General features: G+C 52.9%; 34 protein-coding genes. 19 read left to right on the top strand and 15 right to left on the bottom strand.

Features of this window, described 5'->3' with window-relative positions:
• Window positions 1-79 precede the first annotated feature (79 nt).
• Window positions 80-688: an HdeD family acid-resistance protein gene (locus GOV45_RS01910; protein WP_170473482.1), complete on the bottom strand. Its 609-nt coding sequence runs from the start codon at window positions 686-688 to the stop codon at window positions 80-82.
• Between the two features lie 69 nt (window positions 689-757).
• Window positions 758-1,453: an NAD-dependent deacylase gene (locus GOV45_RS01905; protein WP_170473480.1), complete on the bottom strand. Its 696-nt coding sequence runs from the start codon at window positions 1,451-1,453 to the stop codon at window positions 758-760.
• Window positions 1,454-1,481: 28 nt separating this feature from the next.
• Here GOV45_RS01905 and GOV45_RS01900 point away from each other — a divergent pair, with 28 nt between their 5' ends.
• Window positions 1,482-1,925 carry a low molecular weight protein-tyrosine-phosphatase gene (locus GOV45_RS01900; RefSeq protein ID WP_170473478.1) on the top strand — a complete coding sequence of 148 codons (444 nt, stop codon included), beginning with the start codon at window positions 1,482-1,484 and terminating at the stop codon, window positions 1,923-1,925.
• On the opposite strand, the gene GOV45_RS01895 is transcribed toward GOV45_RS01900, so the two are convergent.
• Window positions 1,922-2,875: a LysR family transcriptional regulator gene (locus tag GOV45_RS01895; RefSeq protein WP_170473473.1), complete on the bottom strand. Its 954-nt coding sequence runs from the start codon at window positions 2,873-2,875 to the stop codon at window positions 1,922-1,924. The two genes, GOV45_RS01900 and GOV45_RS01895, sit on opposite strands and share 4 nt — an antisense overlap.
• A gap of 68 nt (window positions 2,876-2,943) precedes the next feature.
• Window positions 2,944-3,255, bottom strand: coding sequence for a hypothetical protein (locus GOV45_RS01890; protein ID WP_170473470.1), 312 nt, complete (start codon window positions 3,253-3,255; stop codon window positions 2,944-2,946).
• A 469-nt stretch (window positions 3,256-3,724) separates the two neighbouring features.
• On the opposite strand from GOV45_RS01890, the gene lepA reads away from it, so the two are divergent.
• The 5 genes from lepA (at window position 3,725) to GOV45_RS01870 (ending at window position 8,179) form a co-directional block, all read left to right on the top strand.
• Window positions 3,725-5,524 (top strand): translation elongation factor 4, encoded by a 1,800-nt coding sequence (lepA, locus tag GOV45_RS01885; protein WP_170473467.1) that lies wholly within the window; start codon window positions 3,725-3,727, stop codon window positions 5,522-5,524.
• A 43-nt stretch (window positions 5,525-5,567) separates the two neighbouring features.
• Window positions 5,568-5,699: a hypothetical protein gene (locus GOV45_RS23430; RefSeq protein WP_302478434.1), complete on the top strand. Its 132-nt coding sequence runs from the start codon at window positions 5,568-5,570 to the stop codon at window positions 5,697-5,699.
• A 6-nt stretch (window positions 5,700-5,705) separates the two neighbouring features.
• Window positions 5,706-6,770: a hypothetical protein gene (locus GOV45_RS01880; RefSeq protein WP_170473464.1), complete on the top strand. Its 1,065-nt coding sequence runs from the start codon at window positions 5,706-5,708 to the stop codon at window positions 6,768-6,770.
• 663 nt (window positions 6,771-7,433) lie between these two features.
• The gene (locus tag GOV45_RS01875; protein ID WP_170473461.1) at window positions 7,434-7,886 is read left to right on the top strand and encodes a hypothetical protein; all 453 of its coding nucleotides are present in this window, start codon (window positions 7,434-7,436) and stop codon (window positions 7,884-7,886) included.
• 137 nt (window positions 7,887-8,023) lie between these two features.
• Complete coding sequence (locus GOV45_RS01870; protein ID WP_170473458.1) at window positions 8,024-8,179, top strand: hypothetical protein; 156 nt, start codon at window positions 8,024-8,026, stop codon at window positions 8,177-8,179.
• 876 nt (window positions 8,180-9,055) lie between these two features.
• Here GOV45_RS01870 and GOV45_RS01865 read toward each other — a convergent pair.
• Together GOV45_RS01865 and GOV45_RS01860 are read right to left on the bottom strand one after the other, a co-directional pair.
• Window positions 9,056-9,193 (bottom strand): entericidin A/B family lipoprotein, encoded by a 138-nt coding sequence (locus GOV45_RS01865; protein ID WP_170473456.1) that lies wholly within the window; start codon window positions 9,191-9,193, stop codon window positions 9,056-9,058.
• Between the two features lie 225 nt (window positions 9,194-9,418).
• Window positions 9,419-9,745, bottom strand: a complete 327-nt coding sequence (locus GOV45_RS01860; protein WP_170473453.1) for an ArsR/SmtB family transcription factor — start codon at window positions 9,743-9,745, stop codon at window positions 9,419-9,421.
• A gap of 395 nt (window positions 9,746-10,140) precedes the next feature.
• Here GOV45_RS01860 and GOV45_RS01855 point away from each other — a divergent pair, with 395 nt between their 5' ends.
• From GOV45_RS01855 to GOV45_RS01830, 6 genes are all read left to right on the top strand, one after another.
• Window positions 10,141-10,773 (top strand): ATP-dependent Clp protease proteolytic subunit, encoded by a 633-nt coding sequence (locus tag GOV45_RS01855; RefSeq protein ID WP_170473450.1) that lies wholly within the window; start codon window positions 10,141-10,143, stop codon window positions 10,771-10,773.
• A gap of 133 nt (window positions 10,774-10,906) precedes the next feature.
• Window positions 10,907-12,175 (top strand): ATP-dependent Clp protease ATP-binding subunit ClpX, encoded by a 1,269-nt coding sequence (gene clpX, locus GOV45_RS01850; protein WP_170473447.1) that lies wholly within the window; start codon window positions 10,907-10,909, stop codon window positions 12,173-12,175.
• A gap of 62 nt (window positions 12,176-12,237) precedes the next feature.
• The gene (locus GOV45_RS01845) at window positions 12,238-12,618 is read left to right on the top strand and encodes a RidA family protein (RefSeq protein WP_170473444.1); all 381 of its coding nucleotides are present in this window, start codon (window positions 12,238-12,240) and stop codon (window positions 12,616-12,618) included.
• 61 nt (window positions 12,619-12,679) lie between these two features.
• The gene (locus GOV45_RS01840; RefSeq protein ID WP_170473441.1) at window positions 12,680-13,063 is read left to right on the top strand and encodes an NADH:ubiquinone oxidoreductase subunit NDUFA12; all 384 of its coding nucleotides are present in this window, start codon (window positions 12,680-12,682) and stop codon (window positions 13,061-13,063) included.
• Between the two features lie 12 nt (window positions 13,064-13,075).
• A complete protein-coding gene (mlaD, locus tag GOV45_RS01835) occupies window positions 13,076-13,528 on the top strand; it encodes an outer membrane lipid asymmetry maintenance protein MlaD (RefSeq protein ID WP_170473438.1) in 453 nt (150 codons plus the stop codon).
• Window positions 13,525-13,884, top strand: a complete 360-nt coding sequence (locus GOV45_RS01830) for a DUF2155 domain-containing protein (protein WP_170473435.1) — start codon at window positions 13,525-13,527, stop codon at window positions 13,882-13,884. The genes mlaD and GOV45_RS01830 overlap by 4 nt, the downstream gene beginning before the upstream one ends.
• Here GOV45_RS01830 and aat read toward each other — a convergent pair.
• From aat to GOV45_RS01810, 4 genes are all read right to left on the bottom strand, one after another.
• Complete coding sequence (aat, locus tag GOV45_RS01825; RefSeq protein WP_170473432.1) at window positions 13,848-14,480, bottom strand: leucyl/phenylalanyl-tRNA--protein transferase; 633 nt, start codon at window positions 14,478-14,480, stop codon at window positions 13,848-13,850. The two genes, GOV45_RS01830 and aat, sit on opposite strands and share 37 nt — an antisense overlap.
• A gap of 48 nt (window positions 14,481-14,528) precedes the next feature.
• Window positions 14,529-15,878, bottom strand: coding sequence for an acetyl-CoA carboxylase biotin carboxylase subunit (gene accC, locus GOV45_RS01820; protein WP_170473429.1), 1,350 nt, complete (start codon window positions 15,876-15,878; stop codon window positions 14,529-14,531).
• 9 nt (window positions 15,879-15,887) lie between these two features.
• Window positions 15,888-16,394, bottom strand: coding sequence for an acetyl-CoA carboxylase biotin carboxyl carrier protein (accB, locus tag GOV45_RS01815; RefSeq protein WP_170473426.1), 507 nt, complete (start codon window positions 16,392-16,394; stop codon window positions 15,888-15,890).
• 151 nt (window positions 16,395-16,545) lie between these two features.
• Complete coding sequence (locus GOV45_RS01810) at window positions 16,546-17,082, bottom strand: LuxR C-terminal-related transcriptional regulator (protein ID WP_170473423.1); 537 nt, start codon at window positions 17,080-17,082, stop codon at window positions 16,546-16,548.
• 188 nt (window positions 17,083-17,270) lie between these two features.
• On the opposite strand from GOV45_RS01810, the gene GOV45_RS01805 reads away from it, so the two are divergent.
• The 5 genes from GOV45_RS01805 (at window position 17,271) to GOV45_RS01785 (ending at window position 23,183) form a co-directional block, all read left to right on the top strand.
• Entirely contained in the window at window positions 17,271-18,566 is a 1,296-nt protein-coding gene (locus GOV45_RS01805) for a helix-turn-helix transcriptional regulator (protein ID WP_170473420.1), read from the top strand.
• A 78-nt stretch (window positions 18,567-18,644) separates the two neighbouring features.
• Window positions 18,645-19,025, top strand: coding sequence for a response regulator transcription factor (locus tag GOV45_RS01800; RefSeq protein ID WP_170473417.1), 381 nt, complete (start codon window positions 18,645-18,647; stop codon window positions 19,023-19,025).
• Entirely contained in the window at window positions 19,022-19,330 is a 309-nt protein-coding gene (locus tag GOV45_RS01795; RefSeq protein WP_170473415.1) for a hypothetical protein, read from the top strand. The genes GOV45_RS01800 and GOV45_RS01795 overlap by 4 nt, the downstream gene beginning before the upstream one ends.
• The gene (locus GOV45_RS01790) at window positions 19,318-21,999 is read left to right on the top strand and encodes a sensor histidine kinase (protein ID WP_170473412.1); all 2,682 of its coding nucleotides are present in this window, start codon (window positions 19,318-19,320) and stop codon (window positions 21,997-21,999) included. Before GOV45_RS01795 ends, GOV45_RS01790 begins: the two co-directional genes overlap by 13 nt.
• Before the next feature lie 77 nt (window positions 22,000-22,076).
• On the top strand, window positions 22,077-23,183 hold the full coding sequence (locus GOV45_RS01785) for a flagellar motor switch protein FliM (RefSeq protein ID WP_170473409.1): 1,107 nt from the start codon (window positions 22,077-22,079) through the stop codon (window positions 23,181-23,183).
• A 7-nt stretch (window positions 23,184-23,190) separates the two neighbouring features.
• Here GOV45_RS01785 and GOV45_RS01780 read toward each other — a convergent pair whose 3' ends face one another.
• Genes GOV45_RS01780 through GOV45_RS01765 form a run of 4 tightly spaced genes read right to left on the bottom strand, consistent with a single transcriptional unit; the run spans window position 23,191 to window position 25,385 of the window.
• Window positions 23,191-23,622, bottom strand: a complete 432-nt coding sequence (locus GOV45_RS01780; RefSeq protein WP_170473406.1) for a TIGR01244 family sulfur transferase — start codon at window positions 23,620-23,622, stop codon at window positions 23,191-23,193.
• Between the two features lie 9 nt (window positions 23,623-23,631).
• Entirely contained in the window at window positions 23,632-24,063 is a 432-nt protein-coding gene (locus GOV45_RS01775) for a DUF6691 family protein (protein ID WP_170473405.1), read from the bottom strand.
• A complete protein-coding gene (locus tag GOV45_RS01770) occupies window positions 24,063-24,491 on the bottom strand; it encodes a YeeE/YedE family protein (protein ID WP_170473402.1) in 429 nt (142 codons plus the stop codon). The genes GOV45_RS01775 and GOV45_RS01770 overlap by 1 nt, the downstream gene beginning before the upstream one ends.
• Window positions 24,492-24,521: 30 nt before the next feature.
• Window positions 24,522-25,385 carry an MBL fold metallo-hydrolase gene (locus GOV45_RS01765; protein WP_170473399.1) on the bottom strand — a complete coding sequence of 288 codons (864 nt, stop codon included), beginning with the start codon at window positions 25,383-25,385 and terminating at the stop codon, window positions 24,522-24,524.
• A 241-nt stretch (window positions 25,386-25,626) separates the two neighbouring features.
• Between GOV45_RS01765 and GOV45_RS01760 the strand changes: the two genes are divergently transcribed.
• Window positions 25,627-25,842 carry a hypothetical protein gene (locus GOV45_RS01760; protein WP_170473396.1) on the top strand — a complete coding sequence of 72 codons (216 nt, stop codon included), beginning with the start codon at window positions 25,627-25,629 and terminating at the stop codon, window positions 25,840-25,842.
• A gap of 9 nt (window positions 25,843-25,851) precedes the next feature.
• Here the strand turns inward: GOV45_RS01760 and GOV45_RS01755 are convergent, their stop codons facing one another.
• Window positions 25,852-26,070, bottom strand: coding sequence for a hypothetical protein (locus GOV45_RS01755; protein ID WP_170473394.1), 219 nt, complete (start codon window positions 26,068-26,070; stop codon window positions 25,852-25,854).
• A 164-nt stretch (window positions 26,071-26,234) separates the two neighbouring features.
• On the opposite strand from GOV45_RS01755, the gene GOV45_RS01750 reads away from it, so the two are divergent.
• Window positions 26,235-26,501 carry a DUF2312 domain-containing protein gene (locus GOV45_RS01750; RefSeq protein ID WP_170473392.1) on the top strand — a complete coding sequence of 89 codons (267 nt, stop codon included), beginning with the start codon at window positions 26,235-26,237 and terminating at the stop codon, window positions 26,499-26,501.
• Window positions 26,502-26,540: the final 39 nt, after the last annotated feature.

The raw sequence follows: 26,540 nt of genomic DNA, 5'->3' as shown, positions 1-26,540 counted from the left end.
GACTGAACTAAGCCCGTTTCGCGGCTATAATCCTTGCTTAAGACCGGAGTTGCCCGGTCTTAAGCACTTGAGTTGTTGTTTACCGGTTTATTGTACGCATCGACAGGCGGTCCCCTGCGCGTTTGAAGTGTGCTGTCAACCAGAACATAACCGCCGCTACTGCGAGCGCAGAAAAGGCGATGACCCAACCCAAAGCGAACAAGCCGATTCCTGGAGAGAAAATTAGCACAAGACCAATAGCGAGCGCGACAAACCCTGAATTTCGCATCGCATTCCGTTGGGGATCGCGCTCATGCATCTGCCGCCACGCGGCCAAAGACCCGATGCCTACAATCAGAGCCCACGCACCAAGCAGGAAAAAGGCGAGTTTCGCTGTCCCTTCCGGCCAGACCAGTAGGATCACACCAATCAGCATCGCACCTATTCCGACCCCGCCGACCAACCCACGACGGCCAAATCCAAGCAGCGTCAGCCCGCCATCGAAGATTAAAAGTATTCCGACCAGACGCAAAAGCAAAGAGATGCTCCCGCTTGGCCAAAATAGCGCGGCAATGCCAACACAAGCGGCCAACACGCCGCGGATCAGGAAAGTCCACCAAAGGTCGGCGAGCTGTTTACTAAGTTTATCACGTCGGTCGAGCTCAATATCATCGAGAACTTCGCCGGTTTTTGGATCCTGATCTGTCATCCTTCATCCTTATGTAGATGCTGATACAGCATAACCGAGATTTTTGGGTCTTGTCGCGCGGCAATACGATCAGCGTCGTTTCAGCAAATCATCCACCCATTTGGGAACTGTTTGAGTGGCTGGACCTGTCAATATATTATCAAAGTGTAAAACCCCCGTAGAAGGCTCGAGGTTAAGCTCAAAGGTTTTTGCGCCCGCAGCAATGGCTTCATGCACAAAAGCTGCTGCCGGATAGACCTGACCAGATGTTCCTATGGCTGCAAAGATTCGCGCGCCGGATAAATGATCATAAATCTCATCCATGAAATATGGCATCTCTCCAAACCAAACGACATCTGGCCGCACAGTTGGGCGACCACATCTGGAGCAAGGATCGGCTGGTGTCATTTGTTCGGCAGACTTCCAGCGATGACTACAACTGGAACAAAGTGCTCCAGCCAAAGTTCCATGCATATGAATTACATCTTGTGATCCACCTGCCTCGTGCAGGCCGTCGACATTCTGTGTGACGACTATCACCTCGTCAGGCCAATCGCGTTGCAGCCGGGCCAATGCTTGATGTGCCGCATTGGGCTGTGCCTTAGCGGCCTGCACTCGGCGCACGTTATAAAAATTGTGAACCAGCGCCGGATTACGTGCAAAGCCTTCGGGGGTAGCGACGTCTTCGATCCTGTGCTGTGCCCACAGACCGCCTTCGTCCCGGAAAGTCCCAAGCCCGCTTTCAGCGGATATTCCAGCCCCGGTCAGGATGACGATCTTTTCCATGTCCTCTCCATATATTAGAACCGGTGCTATGACACGCCGTATTCTATTTGTCTGTTTGGGCAACATTTGCCGTTCTCCTGCGGCCCAAGGTGTATTTCGTACTATTGTGCCGACACATACCGTCGACAGCGCCGGAACTTCTGGATGGCATATCGGTCGTCCGCCATACGCTCCTATGCAAGAGGCTGCATTGGCCCGGGGAATTGATCTGAGCGACTTACGGGCCAGGCAATTCTTGGCCAGCGACTTTGAGCTTTTTGATCTGATCATTGGCATGGATCGGGATAACATTGCCGATATCGAAGCGTTACGGCCACCGGGTATGGGCACTCCGGTCAGGTTGCTTACGGATTTCTCACCGCATATCGGGAAAGATCATATCCCCGACCCTTACTACACAGGTGATTTCGAAGGAGCGTTTTACTTGATCGAAACGGCAACAAAAGGGTTGCACGATCATTTGACATCTTAATTGTCGATAACAACCAGTTTATCAGCCAACCAAGGGACCTGCGTTACCGCTGGGTCGATAATTTGACGTTTCATCAACCTTCGGATCATATCAGCCACATCGTTTGGAACCTGATCCGACCAATCCGATCTCGTAAAAAGGGAAATAGTACGAGAAACTTCCCCAAACGGGGCAGGGTGGACCTCTAGTCCGTCGTGGAATCTTGCCGCGCGCATATATCCCAGTGGGGTTGTTACAGCCCAACCCAGCCCACGGGCGACCATTGCCATCAAAGCCATGTGCGAACCTATCTCGAACCGTTCTTCGAACTCCATGGCGTGCCGGGCCAACTGGCCCTCTATTTGACGGCTGATCAGTTGTTCGCGCGCGTATCGCAAAAATGGCAGGTCTTTTAACACTGCTTCGGCACCGCCCGATCCTTTAGGCGCAACAAGGATAAAGGGGTCGCGGACCAAAGGGTATTCGATCACGCCTTCAAGCACTTCGCCACTGTGGGCGGAAACGGCAAGGTGCAGGCGTTGGGATTCAAGTTCCTCGAATATCTCCAGACTGGGCAGAGTTATTAGTTTGAATTTGGAGCGGGTTAAACTGTCAGCCAGCAAGGTAGCCAGACGCGGGGTCAGGTCGTTGTCAAAGTCGTCGATAAGCCCGATGGACAATGTGGTAAGATGTCCCAAGTCCATAACTGTCAGCTCGCTTTGAGCCATTTGAAGTTCCGCGAGTATGGCTTCTGCGCGCGCAAGAAAACTGCGCCCTGCCTGCGTCAGGCGCATAGGGCGGCGCCCATGATCCACCAGATCGGTGCCCAACGCCTTTTCCAGGTTGCGAAGTTGCTGGGAAACCGAAGGCTGGCTAAGCCCTGTGATCTCGGCAGCTTGCGCCACAGATCCCGTTCTTGCCAGTGCCTCGAATACCTCGAGTCCACGCAGGGTCAGCCCTTTCATCACCATGCATAATCCTTTTCGCTGCGCCTTTTCTGAGGGGCAGCGTGGATCAGGTCAAGCTTTCCCGCCAGGGATCAGCCGCACACAGCCTGCGCCATCTGGCCGAAGTTTTGATACCGATCCCACAGCGCATCGTCTTGCGCAGATTGCGACATCTTGAGTTCCTGAGCCTGATGGGGGTCGGTGAACCACTTGGCTACGGTCTTCTGGTCACTACTAGTCAGCGCCTGATTGGCCACTCGCTGGATGCAATTGCACCTGTCCCGCGTTGCAGCGGCCCGGTCCGATGCCAAACACGCTCGCTTGATTTGCGCAGCTTCCGTCAGTGTCGGGGATACCGCCGTCAGCGAAGTCGCACAGAATGCGATTAAGAGAAACTGTTTCATGCCCTTGCCTCGTCTTTGCCTGACCGGAGAGTTCTATCGACCCTCTCGGCTTGCGCGCAATTATGAATCAAACTGGATTCCGGATCAATAAATAACCCTCTGTAAAGTGAAAACGTTCTCAAAACACTGAGTGGGTACTTATAATCCCTGCCGTTTTTCGCTCGATTTGAGTTTTAAACATTTACAAAAACGCTGTGAATGTTGCCGCTTGCCTATTTCTTTAGCACAAAATCGAGCATTAAATTCTTCTGGAATTGTTAGTTGTCAGCGGGTTCAGTTCGAGCAAAAAGATGGAATGGCAGCGAAAACTGCGCCTACGTTTAGGAGACTTAATTTGACGGTTGCTGATACGTACCTTTTAATTCCCTCATTTCGGGTGAATTTCTGTCGGTCCAAACAGGTCGATTTGACTTTTTAGTCAACGTTTCACTGCTTGACGAGGCCCCAAACTACGGACATATCCCACTCCATGACAGACCTCGCTCATATCCGCAATTTCTCCATCGTCGCGCATATCGACCATGGCAAATCCACTCTTGCCGACCGGCTCATACAAGAGACGGGAACGGTCAAGGATCGCGATATGAAGGAACAGCTACTCGATAGCATGGATATCGAGCGTGAGCGGGGCATCACCATCAAGGCCAACACGGTCCGCATCGACTATACCGCTGATAATGGCGAGGCATACGTGCTGAACCTGATCGACACCCCCGGCCACGTGGACTTTGCCTACGAGGTTTCTCGGTCCATGCGCGCTGTCGAGGGATCTCTGCTGGTCGTGGATTCGACCCAAGGGGTCGAGGCGCAAACGCTGGCAAATGTGTATCAAGCCATCGACGCTGATCATGAGATCGTGCCGGTCCTGAACAAGATCGACTTGCCGGCGTCCGATTGCGACCGCGTTGCTGAACAGATCGAGGATGTGATTGGTATTGACGCCACCGACGCCATTCAGGTTTCGGCAAAGACGGGGCAGGGTATCCATGAAACGCTTGAGGCTATTGTTCACCAGCTGCCCGCGCCACAGGGAACCGTAGACGCGCCGCTCAAGGCGATGCTGGTGGATTCATGGTACGACGCCTACCTCGGCGTTATCGTTCTGGTACGTATCATGGACGGCACGCTGAAAAAGGGAATGCGGGTTAAGTTCATGTCGAACGGCACCCTGCACCACGTTGACCGCATCGGTGTTTTTCGGCCTGAGATGGAGATGGTAGACTCCTTGGGCCCCGGTGAGATCGGCTTCCTGACCGCCTCGATCAAACAGGTCCGCGACACCCGCGTCGGAGATACCATCACCAACGACCGCAATGGTGCTGAAGACGCTCTGCCCGGCTTCAAACCTGCGCAGCCTGTGGTTTTCTGCGGCCTCTTCCCGGTGGATTCTGCCGAATTCGAAGACCTGCGCGACGCGATTGAAAAACTGGCTCTGAACGACGCCTCGTTCTCATACGAAATGGAAACTTCGGCCGCGCTGGGCTTTGGCTTCCGCTGCGGCTTTCTCGGCCTGCTGCATCTTGAGGTTATCCGCGACCGCATCGAACGCGAATATGATATCGAGCTCATCACCACTGCACCAAGCGTGATCTACCACGTCTTTATGAAAGACGGCGAGATGATCGAGCTTCACAACCCCGCCGACATGCCTGACCTGTCCAAGGTCGACCACCTTGAAGAACCGCGCATCAAGGCGACCATTCTGGTGCCTGACGAATACCTCGGCGACGTGCTGAAACTCTGCCAGGACCGCCGCGGTATCCAGCTGGACCTGACTTATGCGGGCAGCCGGGCCATGGTCGTATATGACCTGCCGCTGAACGAGGTCGTCTTCGACTTCTATGATCGTCTGAAATCGGTGACCAAGGGCTATGCGTCCTTCGACTACCAAATGACCGGCTACACAGAGGATAATCTGGTCAAAATGTCGATCCTTGTGAATGATGAGCCAGTGGACGCGCTGTCGACCATGGTTCACCGCGACCGGGCCGAGATGCGGGGCCGGGCGATGTGCGAAAAGCTCAAAGACCTGATCCCGCGCCACATGTTCAAAATCCCGATCCAGGCCGCCATCGGAGGCAAGGTCATCGCGCGCGAGACCCTCTCGGCCCTGCGCAAGGACGTGACCGCGAAGTGTTACGGAGGCGACGCCACGCGGAAACGCAAACTGCTGGACAAGCAGAAAGCGGGGAAAAAGAAGATGCGTCAGTTCGGGAAAGTTGATATTCCGCAGGAGGCGTTTATTTCCGCACTTAAAATGGACTCTTAGTCCATTTTAGGTGCGAGTGCGCGAAGGCGTTTGGCAAAGCCAAATGCGTGCGGCACCCGGTGGTGGTTTGGAAGCAGATGGACAGCTAGTAGCTAGTCATTTTTACGGCGGGTGGCCGAACGCGGTTGGCGTAGCCAGCTGCGTTTCTATAATGGTGGTCGTTGAAGATGAGTAGATATGAATGAGTGTAATTTCTCTTGTTCTGAACAAAGCTAATGGTGATTTAGCATTTTGGGCGGATTGCCTGATAACTTCTGATGAAGCGGACGAGGGTCCCCGGTTGGAAACTCCGGTTTCATTCGGAAGTCGGCAAGAACCGTTAGATACGCTAGGCCATATCCAAACACGTTTGCAGTCAAAGATCATACAGCTTGGTGACGGAAGTCGATTGCTCTGGAGCGGAGAGCTATCGTTAGCTCGGACTTGCGCTAATGAAATCGAAACAATTATGGAGACGTATAAAGGACCCTTAGCCTTAGAACGCATAGCAAGAAATTTTGAATCATATGAAGATTCTTCATTCATATTGGTGCTACATTGGGAGTCGGGGATTTCAATAATTCACCACCGATGCAACGTGTACCAATTTCATGGGTTTGAAGTTGTCTTTGCCGGTTCGGGATCTGGGCTGTTAGATGATCCAATCAAATTTGTGCGTGAACCAAGTGCGGCTTCCGTTGACGTCTCCAGCGCTGCCCATCTCTCCATGAGTTTCATTACGTTCGGAATTTTGAACGAAAGGACCTATCGCGCGCATCCCACTTGGAGATACGGGGGCTGGTACGAGCTAATTGAAGCTAGAGAAGGTAAGTTTATTCCTAAGTATTTTGTTCTGAACAATTTTTCTGTGACCGAGGAACTCGAGATTTGTCACAACACAAGCTGTGTTCCTTTCTCGTCAGAACATGGCGAAACCGTTTTTAGATTTGCTGCAGAGCAAGATTCTTTTGACTTCCAAGGGAACTTTTGGATTGCCGAAAGTGTCAACAGACCGCTCTTGCTGAACGAAATTAATGGTGAGATCAAGCCGGAACTGTTTTGGGCATTTGCGCGCGACTATTCAATAAATTTATTCGCAGTTGGAAGGAGAATCGAGGTGCGCTGGTGTCCTGAGCCGTACCCCATGATCGAATTCAAGGAAGGTGGGTTTTTGAAATTTCCGGGACCTCTGGTGAAGAAGCAATTCAACGATCTATTGGATGAGATCAAGAAAGACAGACCAGCGTTCTTCGAAAGAACAAATTAAGGACTTGGCAGTTTAGGAATTGCGTTTGCTGTCATTTGACATACCCTCACCCGCCCGGCGGCATCGCCGGGCCGCGCCGACCCGTCCCCATGGGGCGGCGCGTTTGCGCCTCCCCTCGGGTCGGCACTGCCCTCGGTTTTATTGATCAGTTGTTGCAAACGCGTTTGCTCCTCAGGGTTCCACACGTTCAGTCCTAAAACGCTCCGAATTAACTAAAATTTCATCGATATGGAACTTGTGGCGTCGGGTAAGACTGTTAGCGTTTATTAACTTGCAGTTTTTTATGGAAAATAGGATTTTCAAATGCGACATTTGTTTCTGGCGACGGTCTTTGCATCGCTGACCGCAACCACGGCTTTTGCCCACGGTGGAGGCTGTAGAAGTGATTCACCTCCGGGCCAGTGCTGTCACGCGGGCTCAAAGCCCTATCACTGTCACTAACCGAGTTGGGGTGGGCTGGTTCCCGCCAAGTAAAAGCCATTTATGAAACACTGTAGCGCGAACTAAAGCCCGCATTACGGGTCAAAATGGCCATAAAACATGCCGCCAGTTAACGCTAATCTAAACCAATTATGAAGTTTCCCTTAGGTAAGTTGTAACCCGCCAGCTCTCTCCCAATCTGTTCAAAAGGCCAGCAACGGCCCCATGAGATGGAGAGAGCCAATGACCAGATACATGACTGCCGGAGCAGCCGCTCTGGCCACAACCCTCGCCCTTGGCACGGTGGCTGCCGCTGATACCACGCCCGACCTTCGCGGCACTTGGACGGCCAGCCAAACGACGGTGTCGCCTTCGAATTCAGCCACCGGGGATGCACCGCGTTTTAACCAATCGGAATGGGTGCTCGACATCCAGACGCAACAGGACAACGTGTTCTGGGGGCCCAGCATGTGGCGGCGCAATGCCATGGATGACTGGACACTCTACGAGGCCACGGGCTCGATCAGTCAGGATGGTTCAGGCAAGATCGGCATCGTCGAAAGCTCGTCCGAACCCGCGGTCGGGGTGAACGCTCTGATTGATGCGCGGTACGAGGGCGGCAGGATCTATGCAGATTTCCGTAGCCTGCGGACCGGAACGACCTACAGCACCGTTCTGGAACGCCAGGTGAACTGAAGCGTTTTCGGCCCGTCCCGGATTATGGGTAATTTTAGCAGTTGGAACCAGATTGCGGCATTGCGTGTCAAATAACGCGGACGGGTCGAGGCGCTTTGGGAAACAGCCAGGTCTCCACAGGGAGGAAGGCGGGCCGGATGACCGAGGCATTCGTTTCGGTAATGGGTCGGACCAGAAAGTGGTATTCCCCGCCGCGGCTTGGTTTGATCCTCGCGAAACTTTGGCGCGGTGCCTGCGGTGCGAAAACGGTCGTCCGGCCCAAGCGGTTCTTTGTTGACGTGTCTGGCGCATAACACGCCTGCCACCCGTGCCGCACGTCAAATGTGTGGAACCGGCCACTTCAAAGCAATCGAATCTGATGCTGTCCAGATCGGATGTTTAGTGATTCTGCTGCGCAGGTATTGGGGACTCGCTGCCGAGTCGCTTCAAAACGCCTTTGCAGTTGCAGAAACCGCCTGGAAACCGGGCTATCAAACAAGTTTTTACTTTTCCACTTTCAAACCCGCGCAAAGACGACAGTATCAGAGTTATCCACATCGTTCTCCCGGCGGATATCAACAGTTTATCCCCGTCTAATTTTCATGCTGCAGTGCTATTTTCTTGTCCGATCAGGACGGTGATGTAAGAGTCTCATTACCGCAGCGGATCTTCGGAAAAGCGGCGGGACGCAAAGGCCAAGGGGGCTGCGGCGTCAGAAACAGTCTTAGGATTTGTTTCTTGATGCAATAGCTTACCGGTGGTGGATCAGTTGATCTGGATTTCGCATTCGGATTGGGTGATTGGCCTCTTACAAGGTCGATGTGTAGCTGCGAAACGACATAGCGCGTTACGTAGCAGCCAGAGCCCCTTAGGGGGTGAGGCAACTGGATCGAGAAGCTTTAGGGTGGATCGAACCGGCAAGGCGTCAGGGGTGTCCGAAAGGATGCATGCAAAGACCGCGTCTGAGCACCTGACGCCTTTTCCTATTTCAGAACCAAAGGTTCGTACAGGCTACCGCATACCGCCAATATGGATACGGGGTTCTTTGGCATAGGCCGAAGAACCCCGTAGAAGTGTCAGAAATGCAGTGCCGCGTCTATGCACCTGTGTTCGCTACCTTAGACAACTTACGTATGGCAAGCAACTACATATCGCAGAAAAGCGTTGCAACAGCGCAACATGATGAGCAATTATAGACTTTGCTGAACATCCGTCGCTGCGTTCTGAATGGCGTCGCCTGCTTTCTCAATGTCTTTACCCGCCCCTTTCGCTGTCTCACAACCGGTCAGGGAAAAAAGGGCCAGCCCAATCAGAATTGCGCGGATCATCAGCATCTCCATAATTACATGCAACAGTGGGGTTAGCAGCTTTCACATAGTGGAGCCACAAGTTTGTAATGTATGTAAACCGAGGTCCACCGGTTTCAGATCAGAAATAGCGCTATTGAGTGATGATGGGTAACGAGCATTGGAATAACTTTCCGTTTTCCGGATCGCCATGCCTTTGATACGACCGCTGATTGACTACGCTGTATGCGCGTTGTCATCCCCATTTCAGCAAAACAATTCATGAACGACTTTGAGTAAACGACTTGGACGTTCGTCGGCAAGGCGATAAAATATTGCCTTACCTTCACGACGCGGAGTAACAAGGCCCTCCAACCTCAGGCGGGACAATTGTTGTGACACCGCTGCCTGACGCGCCGATAGCAACTCTTCCAACTCTGTCACTGATTTTTCACCCGAGGCAAGATGACAGAGGATCATAAGGCGGCCTTCGTGGCTGATTGCTTTTAGAAAATTTGAAGCCCGCGCCGCGTTAGCAACTAAATCAACCAAATCTTGAGAGGGCAACTCTTGTGAAAGCTGGGGAAGAGCCATTGTTTTCGATTCCTTAACTTGCTCGATATCGCATAAGTTGATCGCACTTGTGCAACTTCAGTATTAAGTTGTCCACACCATTCGAAGTATAGAAGTCAAATATTTCCATATGTCGGGCTCAAATCGGCGCGAAATTTAAAGAAATTTGATAAATGTCATGCCTGTCATGGGCCTGTCCACTTTTGAGTTCTTACCGGGTTCGATCTTTTTCGCCATGCATACGGTGAGAGTGGAAGTGTTAAGTTTCCGATCAATCGATCAAAACGGACCGCAAGGCGTCAGGCGACCCGCCGATCCGCTTAGCCCCCCTTGCAGCCCCCCGGCGGCGGCACTAAGACTCGGGTAACACATTTACGGGTAGTGTCCCGATCCACAGCAAAGCAGGCAGGTTCCGAATGTTCGATCCAGTAGATACCTATATGAATACGCTTGTTCCGATGGTTGTCGAGCAGACCAGCCGGGGTGAGCGCGCCTATGACATTTTTTCTCGTTTGCTGAAAGAACGGATCATCTTTATCAATGGTCCCATCCACGATGGGATGAGCCATCTTGTGGTGGCTCAGTTGCTGCATCTTGAGGCAGAAAATCCGAACAAAGAGATATCGATCTACATCAACTCGCCTGGTGGAGTTGTGACAAGCGGGCTGTCGATTTACGATACAATGCAATACATTAAGCCAAAATGTTCGACTTTGGTAATCGGTCAGGCGGCGTCGATGGGATCGGTTTTGCTGGCCGGTGGCGAAAAGGGCATGCGATTTTCGCTGCCCAACAGCCGGATTATGGTGCACCAACCCAGTGGCGGATACCAGGGCCAGGCAAGCGACATCATGATCCATGCGGCAGAGACGCAGAAACTTAAGGATCGCCTGTATGACATATATGTCCGTCATACCGGGCAGACAAAAAAGGCCGTTGAAAAGGCTTTGGACCGCGACAATTTCATGAGCCCTGAAGAAGCCAAAGAGTGGGGCCATATCGATGAGATTGTGGAAAACCGTGCCAAAATGGATGAGGACGAATCCTGAATTCTAAATCCCGCAGTCATTCGTAAAGTGTGATTTTGAGATTGTAGCCGCTACAACGCTGGCCTAAGCTACAACAACAGGCGGAAAGCGCGGCCCGGTCAGGGCCGCAGGGACGGAGCCCGAAAGGTACAAAATGGCGACGAATTCAGGCGGTGACGGTAAAAACACGCTCTACTGTAGTTTCTGCGGTAAAAGCCAGCATGAGGTACGTAAGCTGATCGCGGGGCCAACCGTTTTCATCTGCGATGAATGCGTTGAATTGTGCATGGATATTATCCGTGAGGAAACCAAAGCCAGCGGATTGAAGTCGTCGGATGGGGTGCCTACGCCCAAGGATATTTGCGAGGTTCTGGACGACTATGTGATTGGTCAGGCAACTGCCAAGAGGGTCTTGTCTGTAGCGGTGCACAATCACTACAAACGTCTGAATCACGCTCAAAAAGCCGGCAGTGATATTGAGCTGGCGAAGTCAAATATTCTGTTAATCGGCCCGACTGGGTGCGGTAAAACCTTGCTGGCCCAAACGCTCGCGAGGATTTTGGATGTGCCGTTTACGATGGCGGATGCGACTACCCTGACCGAAGCCGGTTATGTGGGAGAGGATGTCGAAAACATCATTCTCAAGTTGTTGCAGGCCAGCGAGTACAATGTTGAACGTGCACAACGCGGTATCGTCTATATTGACGAGGTCGACAAAATTACACGTAAGTCAGAAAACCCATCGATCACACGCGATGTATCGGGTGAGGGCGTTCAACAGGCTTTGCTTAAATTGATGGAAGGTACCGTTGCAAGCGTCCCGCCACAGGGCGGCCGTAAACATCCGCAACAGGAATTCCTGCAAGTTGACACGACCAACATCCTTTTCATCTGCGGTGGTGCCTTTGCCGGATTGGACAAGATCATTGCTCAACGGGGCAAGGGATCTGCAATGGGTTTTGGCGCAGATGTCCGTGACAATGACGAGCGTGGTGTGGGCGAAATCTTTAAAGAACTTGAGCCAGAAGATTTGTTGAAGTTCGGCCTGATCCCTGAATTTGTTGGCAGACTACCCGTTCTGGCCACATTGGAAGATCTTGATGAAGACGCTTTGGTTACGATCCTCACCAAGCCTAAGAATGCTTTGGTAAAGCAGTACCAACGTCTATTCGAACTGGAAGACTCCGAGCTGGCGTTTACGGACGACGCACTCAAAGCGATTGCCAAAAAGGCAATTGAACGAAAGACCGGTGCGCGCGGCCTAAGATCGATCCTCGAGGATATACTGCTGGACACAATGTTTGAATTGCCTGGGCTAAAGAACGTCGCTGAAGTTGTAGTAAATCTCGAGGCCGTGACTTCGGACGCTCAACCTTTGATTATATATGCTGATTCAGCGCAGGAATCCGCTTCGGCAGGTTAAAAACTAAACGATTTGATAGCTTCGGCGCGGTACATCCCGCGCCGTTTTTATGTGAGGGTAAATTGACGATTCAAAGAATATCTTCTGGCGGTGAATTCGAGGTCAAAGTCGGGTATTGTCGCGCCGTAGTTGCTGGCGGCTTTATTCACGTTTCTGGTACCGTCGGCCAGGGGGACGATGTTGTAGGGCAGTGTCTGTCTGCATTGGAAATTATCGAAGGTGCTCTTGCGAAAGCTGGCGCAAGCTTCGCTGATGTAGTGCGCGTGACATACATGCTGCCCGACAGAAAAGAGTTTGAACCTTGCTGGCCTGTTCTTGCGAAAACATTTGGCGACAACCCGCCTGCGGCTACAATGATTGAGTGCGGTTTGATCGATCCGAAATACCGCATCGAAATCGAAGTGACGGCGTTTCTACCGGAACAGAAGGCAACCTCGACGTGACACTGGACCTCCGCCCGCCTTTGGTTCATATCTGCAGGAACAAAATTGTCGGAGGTTACCGATGGGAATCCTGAACACTCTTTTGCGGGCCGTGACCTGGTGGAATGGGGCAACCTTGAACACTCAGATTTACACCGCACGCAAGGGCGTCAAGGTAGGCGAAGACGACGAAGGAAATGTGTTCTATCGCACGGCGGACGATAGCAAGCGCTGGGTCATATTCAATGGTGAAGCCGAGGCAAGCCGCATTGACCCTGATTGGCACGGATGGCTACATCGCACTTGGGATGAACCCCCGACAGATAAGCCACTGCCACATAAGTCCTGGGAAAAACCACATCAAGAAAACCTAACGGGTACAGCGTTAGCTTATACCCCAGCAGGTTCCTTGCGCCGCGTAGACCCTGTCGAACGCAAAGACTACGAGGCGTGGAGCCCGGAATAAGCGAGGCGAGCAATGTCGACTTACAATTTAACCGAAATTCTTGTCGGTGGGGTCGTTTTAGCAGGTGCCGTGGCGTTCGGTGTCTATGCTAGCCAGTCGACTGGTTTTTCGCAGAACCGAACTGGTTACGAGCTTGGGGCGTCGTTCCGGTCTTTGGAAGGTGTAGGCGTGGGTACCGATGTTCGTTTGGCCGGTGTCAAGATCGGCACGGTTACAAATGTTTCCCTGAACCCTGATACCTATCGCGCCGATACCAATTTTTCCGTGGCCGAAGGTGTTCTTATTCCGGACGACAGCGCTATAATCATCTCATCCGAAGGGCTTTTGGGCGGGAATTTTGTAGAAGTTATGCCCGGCGGATCACCATTCTACTTTGAAGCCGGGGATGAGATTGAGGATACGCAAGGTGCGGTAAGCCTGATCTCACTCTTGGTCAAGTTTGTGGCCGGAGACGATAGCGAATGACACGCGCATTGGCGGTATTATTCGCGTTAGCCGTGACGGGCGCATTTGCCCAGCAAAGGGCAGAATCTGGCCCTGGGGCTGCTATGCGAGGCTTGGACAAGGTAAGCGGCCAAACAATGGATTTTGAAATCCGGACCGGCGAAACGAAGGCCGTTTTCGGATTGGACGTGGCGTTAGGGGATTGTCGCTATCCGGCTGATAACCCAACCGGGGATGCGTTTGCTTATCTGACGATTTGGGAACAGGACAAGGCCGAGCAGCTGTTCGATGGATGGATGATTGCCACGTCCCCTGCGCTGAACGCACTGGATCACGCACGTTACGATGTTTGGGTAATCCGCTGTATCACTCCTTGAGGCGTCTGGGACAGCTGGGCAGTGAAGTCTGCACTCAGATCAAGGGCTTGCTTTAGTTCCGACTGATAAACGGCCCGTGAAATTTCGATCGCTCCGAGGGAGGCGAGATGAGCAGTCAGGAACTGAGCGTCGAATAATGTGAATCCTGTTCGGCGCAATCGATCCACCATGTATGCTAACGCAATTTTTGATGCGTCCTTGCGAAGGGAGAACATACTTTCGCCGAAAAATGCCGCCCCGAGGGCAACGCCGAAGACGCCTCCGACCAATTCTTCATCCTCCCAAACCTCCAAAGAATGCGCATGCCCGGAATGGTGCAGTGAGCGGTACAATCTGCGCAATTCGGGATTGATCCAAGTGTCGCTGCGATCGGCACAACCATCCACCACACCGTCAAAATTCTGATTGATCGTTATTGTATAGCCACACTTGCGAATGCGCCGGGCAAGGCTGCGTGAAATGTGAAAGCCATCCAAGGGGAAAACACCACGAAATTTAGGGTCGACCCAAAATAGCTCGGGATCGTCGCGGTGTTCGGCCATCGGAAAAATCCCAATGGAATAGCCATGCAAAAGAAGTTCAGGAGAAAGACTCATGTCGGGCGACCTGAAACCGGGGGGATTGCTCCCCCCGATCCGATTTTCTTACTGGGCCATATGCTCCGCAAGCCAGCGCTCCAGCCAGTGGATGTTATAATTACCGCTATGAATGTCTGGTTCCTGAAGCAAAGCGTGAAACAGCGGAACGGTGGTATCAATGCCATCCACAATCAGTTCGCCCAATGCGCGTTCAAGACGGGCTAATGCTTCGGCCCGGTCACGTCCCTGAACGATCAGTTTCGCGATCAATGAATCGTAGTAAGGTGGGATCGAGTAGCCGTCATAAAGTGCTGAATCCATTCGCACTCCCAGACCGCCGGGTGCATGATATGCTGTGATTTTACCTGGGCAGGGTGAAAAATTCGGAAGCTTTTCAGCATTGATCCGTACTTCGATGGCATGACCGTTGATTTCCAGATCGTCCTGACCGAACGACATCGGCTCGCCAGCGGCAACGCGAATTTGTTCGCGAACCAGATCAACGCCAAAAATGCCTTCGGTCACTGGGTGTTCCACTTGCAGACGGGTGTTCATCTCAATGAAGTAAAATTCACCATTTTCGTACAGGAACTCGATGGTTCCTGCGCCAATGTAATTTATTTTGGCAACTGCATCCGCGCAAACCTTACCGATTTTGGCGCGTTCCTCCGGGGTGATGCAGGGTCCGGGGGCCTCTTCAAACACCTTCTGATGGCGGCGCTGCAGAGAGCAATCGCGCTCGCCCAGATGCACGGCGTTACCTTTTCCATCACCGAAGACCTGGATTTCAATGTGGCGCGGTGTGGTCAGGTATTTCTCGATATACACTTCATCGTTGCCAAAGGCAGCTTTACCCTCGGCTCGGGCGGTCATGAATGCGCTTTCCATTTCGTCAGCACTCATGGCGACTTTCATACCGCGACCGCCGCCGCCTGCTGTGGCTTTAATTATAACGGGATAACCAAATTCCTCGCCGATTTTCCGTGCCGTTGCGAGGTCAGGCACACCACCGTCCGAACCCGGAACGCATGGAACACCAAGTTCTTTCATCGTATCCTTGGCAGTAATCTTGTCCCCCATGACGCGAATATGTTCGGCAGTCGGGCCAATAAAGGTGATGTCGTGGTCTTCGACGATCTGCACGAACTCGGCATTCTCGGACAAGAAGCCATAGCCGGGGTGGATTGCCTGCGCACCTGTTATTTCACAAGCTGAAATGATCGCAGGTACAGAAAGATAACTTTGCGGGCTGGGCGGAGGACCAATACAAACAGATTCGTCCGCCATGCGTACATGCATCGCGTCGCTGTCGGCGGTAGAGTGGACGGCGACCGTCTTAATCCCCATCTCGCGCGCGGCGCGTATCACACGCAGGGCGATCTCGCCTCGATTGGCAATCAGGATTTTGTCGAACATTGGCCCGCCTTACTCAACGATCACAAGAGGAGTGCCGAATTCCACGGCGTCGCCATCTGAGACAAGAATGCGTTTGACAGTACCGGACTTGGGCGCGTGAATATGGTTCATCGTTTTCATGGCTTCGACGATCAACAATGTGTCGCCTTCGGAAACGGAAGCACCGACAGTGATGAAGGCGGGTGCCCCTGGTTCAGGCTGCATGTAAACGGTGCCGACCATGGGTGAAGTCACTGCACCAGGGTGGCTGGCGGGATCTTCCGAAGCCACAGGAGCTTCGACCACGGCAGGTGCTGCCGCCGGGGCGGCGACCGGTGCGGCAGGGACTGCGCTTGGCACTGAAACCTGAACCGGAGCGGCTGGCGCTGTTTGCGATAGGCGGCTTACGCGGACATTAAGGCTGTCCTCCTCTCCGTATTCCCGTTTTACCTGCAGTTCAGTCAGATCGTTTTCGCGCAACAGTTCGGCCAGTGCCTTGATGAACGCTACATCCGCTTCGTGTTTGGTATCTGTCATGAGTGTCCTCGAAGGTTCCCCTTTGGCCCGTTTGTTTTGCCCAGGCTTTGATTTGATTACGCAGCGTTATAAGCGAAGCAGTTGGTCAAGAAAAGCGTCGTCTGACCCTGAAAAGCAGGGGCTTTCCCACAAATTTCTGCGCAAGTTTCGTTTATAAGGGCATTCCTGACAACTTGGCCACCAGCTCTGGCAGTTTTCGCGCGCCGAATTTTTCTAGCAGGCGGGCTCTGTACGCCTCGATTGTGCGATAACTCAACCCTAATTCCGCGCCGATTTCCTTTGCGGACAAACCTCTGCACGACAGGATCGCTACCTCGCGTTCACGGGTCGTCAACTCCACAAGCGGCCGCTCTTCGGAGATGTCGGAAAAGCTCCAGATTCCATGGCGGAAGGGGTCGTCCGGAGTCAGCGACCTCCCCCTGGCGCGGCACCAAAACAAATTGCCATTGCGCCGTCGCATCACACGTTCGTCCGAGTAATAGCCTGTGTCCCGCATTACCTCTAAACTGCGGGCACCGATCCGTTCCCAATCGGCGACGGACGGATAAAGGTGCAGCAACGGCATGTTGCGGTATTCCGCTTCTTCGCCACCGAAGGTCCGCGCAAACTGTAGGTTGCATCGACGGATGATACGGTTTTCCAACTCGACAAGGCCGATGGGGGCATATTCGAAAGCAGGGTCGCTCATATACGTATGGTGACTGGTATTTACTGCAATGAGAAGGGGTAGCTTGCGTTTAGGTAACTCAGCTGCTGCCTCATTTCTGTCAACGGTGTAAAGATATGTTGGAAACACCGGGGTAAAATTTTATAATTAATAAGAAAAACTGAAAACTTCTCTGAAATTACCGGTTTTTCACTTTAGGAAGTTTGATCATGCGGGACACACTGACAGGCAGCAGAATACGCGAACGGCGGCAGATTTCGGGTCTGCGCCAAGCAGAACTGGCGCGTCAAGTGGGGATTTCTGCATCGTATTTGAACCTGATCGAACACAACCGTCGCAGGATTGGCGGAAAATTGTTGATGGATATAGCCGGAGCGCTGTCGGTTGAGCCTTCTTTGCTGACCCAGGGTATCGAAGAAACGTTGATCTCGGCGCTTCGCGAAGCTGCCGCAGACGCAGTTGGTCAACAGCCTGAACTTGACGGAATGGAAGAATTCGCAGGGCGTTTTCCCGGATGGTCAGCTGTTCTGGCGCAAATGCACCGTCGGGTTGTATCCTTGGAGCGCACGGTTGAAACATTATCTGATCGCCTTACGAATGATCCGCATCTGGCGGCATCAATGCACGAGGTTTTGTCGACGGCTGCGGCCATTCGCTCGACTGCCGCCATTTTAGCCGAGCCAGGTGAGATAGATGCGGCTTGGCGGGATCGTTTCCATCGAAACCTGCACCAGGATGCCGAACGGCTGGCGGAAAGTTCTAAGGCATTGGTGACATATCTGGACGATAGCGAAGGGCAGGGGGAATTACGCGTTGCCCCGCTAGACGCGGTCGAAGCGTTTTTCAATAAGATCGGCTTCCATTTCCCCGATCTAGAAGTCGATAGTGATATCATCAGCGTTCCACTGGAAGATCTTGATACGGCGGCTGCTCGTACGATCGCGTCTGATGTCCTCGATCTTTATGTTAGAGATGCACGGGCCTTGCCGCTTAGTGAATTGGCGGAAGTGTTTGATCCAGCAAACCCGGATCCGCTGGCTCTTGCCCAAATGTTTTCGGTAGATCTTCCGACAGTATTGCGTCGGATTGCCACTTTGCCCGAAAAAATGATGTCACAACCAGCAGGTTTGGTGATCTGCGACGCTTCTGGCAGCGTTTTGTTTTACAAGCCGACACCCGGTTTTGCCATGCCTCGACATGGCGAGGCGTGCCCACTTTGGCCAGTATTTGCGGCACTAAACCGCCCACTCGTGCCGATCCGAAAGCGTGTTGTGCAACTTGGGAGAAATGCAGCAGAATTCGACTGTTACGCGGTTGCTTGGCCGCAACCTGCCTCGGCCTTTGGGACGGATCCCGTTTATCGCTCGGTAATGTTGGTTCTACCGGTTGATGACAGTCCTCAATCAGGGTTAGCACCTTTGCAAGTCGGAACCAGCTGTCGGATTTGTCCAAAAACTGAATGCTCTTCGCGTCGCGAACCATCAATTCTGAGCGAAGGCTTTTGACAGTTTCCTGACAGAGCGCTTAATCTATCCCTGACGGGCGGTCCTGTGCGCCACCGGTCATGGGGAGGGATTGCAAATATGAGCCGTAAGGTTCTGTTGATTGAGGATGAGCCCAACATTACCGAGGCGATCCGATTTCTGCTAACTCGTGAAGGTTGGCAGGTTGAAACGCACGCTGAAGGCACAGACGCTGTTCAGGTGATCAAGGCAGCCGAACCGGATTTGGTTATTCTGGATGTAATGCTGCCGGGCAAAAGCGGTATGGAGATCCTTCGCGATCTGCGCGAGCACCAGGATATGCAGCGATTGCCTGTTCTGATGCTGACTGCGCGGGGACAATCACGGGATCGGGAAATGGCGGAAAAAGCCGGTGTTAGCCGGTTCATGACCAAGCCGTTTTCGAATGCCGAAGTTTTGACTGCCGTGCGTGACCTTCATGCTCAGGCTTCGCGGTTATGACCCCAGAGGAACAGGGCGAGCACCGACGACCGTCTTTGTTTCTGGAAAGGCAAAGCTATCGTCGGCGCCGTTTGATGGACGCGGCGCGCTTGTTGCCGTTCCTTGGTGCTGCATTACTTGCCGTTCCGTTACTTTGGCCGGATGAAAGTGATGGGACCGGCGCAGTGCCGCTATCCGCGGCGATTTTCTATATTTTCGCCTGCTGGGCTGTTTTGATCCTGATCAATGTCGTCTTTGGCTTTGCGGCAAGGAGGCTTGCTGCGCGTGAAAAAGGTGATGCGGAGGCGGACACATGGCAACGCTGAATGTCCTGATACTTGTGTGTCTGGGCTATGTGGTGCTGTTATTCGGTGTTGCCTTTGCCGCTGATCGGCTAGCGGCAGCAGGGCGGGGTAAATGGTTACGCTCGCCACTGATTTATACATTGTCTTTGTCGATTTATTGTACAGCTTGGACATTTTATGGTGCGGTCGGAAACGCAGCCCGCTCGGGGTTGGAGTTCGTTACCATCTACTTGGGCCCAACCTTGGTAATGGTCGGTTGGTGGTGGGGTCTTCGAAAGCTGGTAAGGGTTGGGCGCAGCCAGCGCGTCACATCTATCGCGGACTTGATTTCTTCCAGGTACGGTAAGTCCAACACCTTGGCTATCTGCGTGACGACATTGGCGGTAGTGGGCGGAACACCCTATATCGCGCTGCAATTACAGTCGATTACGTTGTCTTTCTCGATTTTTGCCGAGGCAGACCCAACGGGTCTGTATCGAGAGGGATCCAGCGTGTTTTGGGTGGCCGCAGGCCTGGCGGTTTTTGCCATTCTGTTCGGAACACGAAACTTGGATGTGAATGAACGACATCATGGCGTAGTCACCGCGATCGCGTTGGAATCTGTTGTGAAATTGTTTGCGTTGCTGGCGGTTGGGATCTTCGTCGTTTGGGGTATTGCCGGTGGATTGGCTCCGATGATGGAACGCATAGACGCGTCGGAGATCGGCAAATGGAATGTAGATGCAAGCCGCTGGGCCACATTTACTTTCTTATCGGCAGCTGCATTTATCTGCCTGCCGCGAATGTTTCAGGTCATGGTCGTAGAAAATGATGATGAAAGCCATCTAAGAACGGCTGCTTGGGCTTTCCCACTGTACTTACTGCTGATGAGCCTGTTTGTCGTTCCGATAGCGGTAATTGGGTTGGACCTTATGCCCAAAGGGTCAAACCCGGATTTATTCGTGCTGACAGTGCCGCTGTCTCAGGGCAATGACTGGCTTGCAATGCTTTCGTTTATCGGCGGTTTTTCTTCTGCCACATCGATGGTTATCGTAACGGCAATGGCCTTGTCGACTATGGTTTCGAACCACGTGGTGATGCCGATCTGGTTAAGCACACATGAAGGGTCAGCCTCCGTTTCGGGTGATGTTCGGACGATCGTGTTGATGGCGCGCAGGGTCTCCATCGCAGTTATTATGGCGCTGGGTTACTTCTATTATCGCGTGTCGGGTGGGGGGGCCGCGCTGGCCTCAATCGGGCTGGTGGCCTTTGCCGGAATTTCCCAAATTCTTCCCGCGTTGGTGGGCGGACTGTTTTGGCGAGGCGCCACCCGAACCGGTGCGCTGGTTGGGCTGAGCATTGGATTTATCTTGTGGATATATACTCTGTTACTACCGGGAATGGGCGGTGGGATTATTCCGATCTCGGTCATTGAAAACGGGCCTTTTGGGTGGGGTTGGCTAAGGCCACAAGCCCTGTTCGGGATTGAAGGAATCGATCCTATGGTCCATTCCGTGATGTGGTCCCTATCTTTGAATACAATCGGGTTCTGTGTTGCTTCGCTGTTAAGTTTTCCCAGTCCGTTGGAACGTTTGCAGGGTGCGCAATTCGTGAATGTTTTCGACCATTCTGTTGCACCGCAAGGCTGGACCGGATCGGTAGCCCAAAGCGAAGATCTGATGATCATGACACAGCGAATTCTTGGGGTAGTTCCGGCCCAGGAGTTCTTTCAAGCGGAAGCCGAAAGGCAAAACGGCCGTACAGGTCGACTGCCCGAACCCACCCCCGGCTTTTTGCAGCGGCTTGAACGTGAATTGAGCGGTTCTGTCGGTGCGGCGACAGCACACGCGATGATCGGTCAGATTGTTGGCGGGGCTTCGGTATCTGTCGAAGACCTGCTGGCCGTTGCAGACGAATCCGCGCAGTTGTTGGAATATTCCAGTCAGCTTGAAGCCAAATCAAACGAGCTGAGTCGGACTGCCCTGAAACTGCGCGAAGCAAACACCAAGCTGACCCAGGTATCAAAGCAGAAGGACGCCTTTCTGAGCCAAGTGAGCCATGAGCTGCGCACTCCGATGACATCAATCCGCGCATTTTCCGAAATCTTGCGAGACACTGACGGTTTAAGCGCAGAAGAGCAAACACGATATGCAGCCATCATCCATGACGAGGCTTTACGCTTAACGAGGCTATTGGACGACCTGTTGGATCTCAGCGTGTTGGAGAGTGGTCAAGTCAGCTTGAATACCGGCGACGGAAGTCTGAGTGCGGTTCTGGATCGTGCCATTTCCGGCGCGTTGGCGGGCGGCGACGGAAAGCTGAGCGTTCGGCGGGTTCGCGCGAGCGAACGCATCCAACTGCACACTGACCTTGACCGGCTAGGACAGGTATTCATCAATCTAATTTCCAATGCACAGAAATATTGCGATGCAGCTTTGCCAGAATTGACCATATCGACCCATGATGTCGGTGGACAAGTCGTGATCGATTTCGTCGATAATGGCAGCGGTATTCCAGCCGAGGCTCAGGCATTGGTGTTCGAGAAATTTGCACGGGTCGGCTCGGACAAAGCGGGTGGTGCAGGCCTGGGACTTGCGATCTGCCGTGAGATCATGCAGCGCCTTGGGGGCGACATTGCGTACTTACCGGGGCAGGGCGGAGCGGCGTTCCGGGTGAGTCTGCCGGTGGCCTATCAACAGGCTGCACAATAAATTGGTCATAAATACATTTGTAACCGTCTGCAGAGTACACTGGGTAACGGATCAATATTTTACGGCGACTCGATGCCATGACGGAAAAGGTCAACGCAGCCTTAGTGCGCAAGCTTTCGACTGGGCAAGACAATGCCGCGAGAGGCAATCGTTCGGTATTGCGGGCGCTTCGCTTAGCATGCGCGCGCGAGGCCGAAGACAAGTTCAACTTGTCACTCACTGTGATTGGCGCGAAACAAGCCACACGCATGCCGTCCGAACTGTGTAAATCTGTTCAGGACGATTGGTTATTGTTGCTGGTAGACTCAGATAACACAGGACCTGCGGCTTTTTGTCTGGACCCAGGTTGCGTTTCGGCAATACTGCAAAAACAGACGATTGGAGAGGTTTTGGCGAATCCGCCTCAGTCGCGTGTATTTACGGATACTGATGCCGCAATGACGTCTCCTCTGGCCGAAGGAGTGTTGCGACGCGCCAAAGAATTGGTGGACGCGCCAACGGATATATCAAGCCTGTCAGGACTGGAATTTTCCGCACGCGCAAAAGATTTGCGCTCGCTAACTCTGGCCCTGATTGATGCCTCATACCGCGTATTTGACCTGACTGTGGAGTTGGCGGGAGGTGCTCGGCAGGGTCACGTGTGCGTCGTTTTGCCGGAAAAACCGGTAACCGAAGATGCCGAGGCTGTGGAATCAGTCGACAATGGCCCAAATCTGGATCAGGCCGCCGGAGTGATTCGGGCCGAACTGCAATCTGTGATTTGCCGCATGTCATTACCACTGGCGGAGTTATCAAACCTGCAGATTGGTGATGTAGTGCCGTTGAACGGGGTCCGTCTGGATAATACCGAAATCACAACAATTGACAGGACGCGAATAGCTGTGGGGCGTTTAGGTCAAAGCGGTGGTATGCGCGCAATTCGTATCAATGAACAGGTGCGCGAGCCGGCGCTTTTGGCCTCTGATCAAAGCCTGCATGTGCAAAGCGGCCTGGCGCCCGAACCCCGAGACTGGCAAGCCGTAGAACCGACCCGTGAAGTCATCAAGCCTGTTGAGATGGACTCGACCGAACTGATCGTACCGGACCGTCAACAAGTGACATATGCGACACCGGAGCATAACTTGACCGATATCAGGCAATTCGCCGGTTCAAATGAAACCGACGAGCAGGAGCCCGTGGGATAAAATCAATTCAACTTTGCGACTTTTCCATCTGTTCCAAAGCCGGGCGCAGTCCTTCCAAAGCGTATCCAGCCTTGCTTGTCGCTTCCAAAATTTCTTCGGTACTCATGCAGTCGCACTGCCCAAGCGCCCATACGACCGAGCATCGGGTCCCGGAAGCGCAATAGGCGAGTACTGGGCCTTCACAGCTTTCGGCCAAACTCTTTTGGCGGGCGACGTTTTCCGGAGTCATCGTCTGATGTGTCAACTCCAGAACTTCGTATTCCATCCCCGCAGCGCGAACAGCCTCTCCGATCGCATCTGAATGCATTTCGGTTGGAACTTCTGTGTTTGGACGGTTGCATATCACCTTGACAAAACCAGCCTCTGCGATGGCTGGCACGTCATCAACAGTGATTTGCGGTGAAACGGCATAGCGGTGTGTTATTCGACGAATCTCCATGGCAGTTGATTAGGACGCGTTTGCGAGCCTGTCCAGTTGTCTGCCCAGAGGTGGCGCCGCCAACATGCCGGCAATCATTGCGATGAGAAACAAAACCCCGTTGATTCCGCCGTAGCTGAGCGATGCCATCGCCGGACCGGGGCACAACCCCGCCAAGGCCCAACCCATCCCAAATAAAACAGATCCCACAACGAGACGACGATCGATTTCCATACTTGGCTTGGCCGGGAATTGGCCGCCGACTAAAGGCGTTCTGCCGCGGGTCAAGCGCCAAGCCAGCAACATCGGTATGATCGCCCCCGCCATTACAAAGGCCAACGTAGGGTCCCAATTACCAAAAATGTCCAACCAACCCTGAACCTTGCGCGTATTAGTCATCCCCGAGATCAATAGCCCGGTTCCAAAAAGTGATCCGGCGACAAAAGCAAACAAACCGCGCATCATATCAACCCCAAAACATTTCGGAACAACGCCAGAGTCAGAGCACCGGCCAGAATATAAATCACCGTCGCAACGATCCCGCGCAAAGAGAACCGGGAAATACCGCAAACACCGTGTCCTGAAGTGCAGCCGTTAGCGACACGAGTTCCAACCCCCACCAATAGTCCAGCAAGAATAACGATCGAGATGTTGCTTGTCAGATGCGTTTGAGCGGCAGGTGCAATCAGCGGGCGCAGCAAAAGGGGCATCCCAATCAACCCTACGACAAAAATCAGACGTTCCATCTTTTTGTCCAGCGGCCCACGCTCGACCAAATTACCCAAAATACCGCTGGCGCCCATGATGCGCCCGTTGCAAAGCAGGTACACTGCCGCACCAAGCCCGATTAGCAATCCACCAATCAGGCCCCATATCCATTCAACGTACATTTTGCTTCCCCTGACGCCCCTTAGGCCGATTCAAAGTTTATTTACCGGCAGCTTCATCATCACGTCGCCATGTTCGTCAGGTGGCGGCATTTGTCCCGCGCGCATATTTACTTGCAGCGACGGCAGGATAAGGCGCGGCATGGCTAGCGTCGCATCGCGTGCATCACGCATTTCGACGAATTCCTCAATACTGCGACCCTGGCCGATGTGAATGTTTAATGCCTTCTGTTCACCCACGGTCGTTTCCCACGCATATTCATCGCGACCCGGCGCTTTGTAGTCATGGCCAACGAAAATCCGCGTTTCGTCTGGCAGCGACAGAATCTTTTGAATTGAATCATACAGGGTTGCTGACGATCCGCCCGGAAAATCGCAGCGAGCCGTACCGAAATCCGGCATGAACAACGTGTCGCCGACAAAAGCCGCGTCGCCAATAACATAGGTCAAGCACGCTGGTGTATGCCCCGGCGTGTGCAGAACGTCCCCTCGCATTTGCCCTATATGAAAGCTGTCGCCTTCCGAAAAGAGGGCATCAAACTGGCTTCCGTCGCGCTGAAATTCAGTGCCTTCGTTGAATACTTTTCCAAATGTATCCTGAACAACGACTATGTTTTTCCCAATGCCAATTTTACCGCCCAACTCCTGTTGAAGGTAAGGCGCCGCTGACAAATGATCGGCATGAACATGGCTTTCCAAAATCCACTGAACCTTGAGTCCGTTGTCTTTGACATATTCAATGATCTGATCCGCGGCCTGAGTTCCCGTGCGCCCCGAAGCGTGGTCGAAATCCAGTACACTGTCGATAATCGCGCAGGCGGTACCTGCTGGTTCCTGCACGACGTAGGACACTGTGAACGTCTGCTGGTCGAAGAAAGCTTTCACTTTTGGGGTCATGGTGTCCTCCATCAGAATGCTATCATATAGAAATAGTGGAATATGATAGGTTATTCAATTCACGATTTGATGTCAGTCAAAGCATCACGGGTAAATTTCGCACAAGAGTTAACCGTGCGGCATACAATCGGCAGGATTTTGCACCAATCGGCAAGAAATTGCGAGACGTTCATCAAGTCTCATGTTGGTCTTAATGTTGTTACCTATATCAAGCACAGTCGCATCACATGGGAGGAAGCAGATGACAGCTCAGGATCTCTACTACGAGGCGGAACAGCTCGAAAAAATGCTGCATGGTGCTTGTCTGGACACACGATTGGAATTGCAGCCAAGTGTCAGCAAGGTGCTTGACAGAATGCGTGCCCAGCGCGTTCAGATACCGTCCCGGCTACGGCGTCTGGATGCCGCACTGTGTGAAGACGCAATCGAAGCGCAATTCGATAACATTCCTGTCTGACCAACTTGGTTATCCGAAGGAAATCCCGAGGATGACCAGCATAAGACCCAAAACGGACAGAAATAACGATGCAAGGTTCCAGGGTAACACGCCCTGAACGGTTGCACGCAACTCTTCGTCTGAAAGACCGGCCTTGCGTGCTTTCATTACCCGAAAGATGCACCAGACAAGACCAAATAAGCCGGCAAGTGACAGGGCGGCTCCGCCCCAAACGATAATGTCGAACATGGATTCTCGTGTTTGCCAGTACAACTACGTCTGCGCTTAACGGATCGACGCCTTTGGCACAAGGCCGAGGCCTGGATTGTGCGCTTGCGCCTTGCGCTGTAGCGATGTATCCGGCGTGTTGCCCGATTATCTTGCATCACATATCAGTTCAGGGAGAGACGCAAATGGAAGACGTCACCGAAGATCAATCTGCAGTTAACTACCGGGTGACCGCAGGCGAGTTGCGTCAGTTCGTTGAACGATTTGAGCGCCTTGAGGCTGAAAAAAAAGACATAGCGGATCAACAAAAGGAAGTCATGGCCGAAGCAAAGGCGCGCGGTTATGATACGAAGGTGATGCGCAAGGTAATTGCCCTGCGTAAGCGGGATAAAGATGATATTGCCGAAGAAGAAGCGGTACTGGAAATGTACAAAGAAGCTTTGGGAATGTGAATCTATTCGCAAAGCGTTTTGCCACGCCTCCTGATCCTG

This window comes from Ruegeria arenilitoris, from assembly GCF_013035425.1.
GTDB classification, from domain to species: domain Bacteria; phylum Pseudomonadota; class Alphaproteobacteria; order Rhodobacterales; family Rhodobacteraceae; genus Ruegeria; species Ruegeria arenilitoris_A.
Note: the sequence above shows the minus strand (reverse complement) of the source record. Positions and strands in the feature narration are given on the sequence as shown.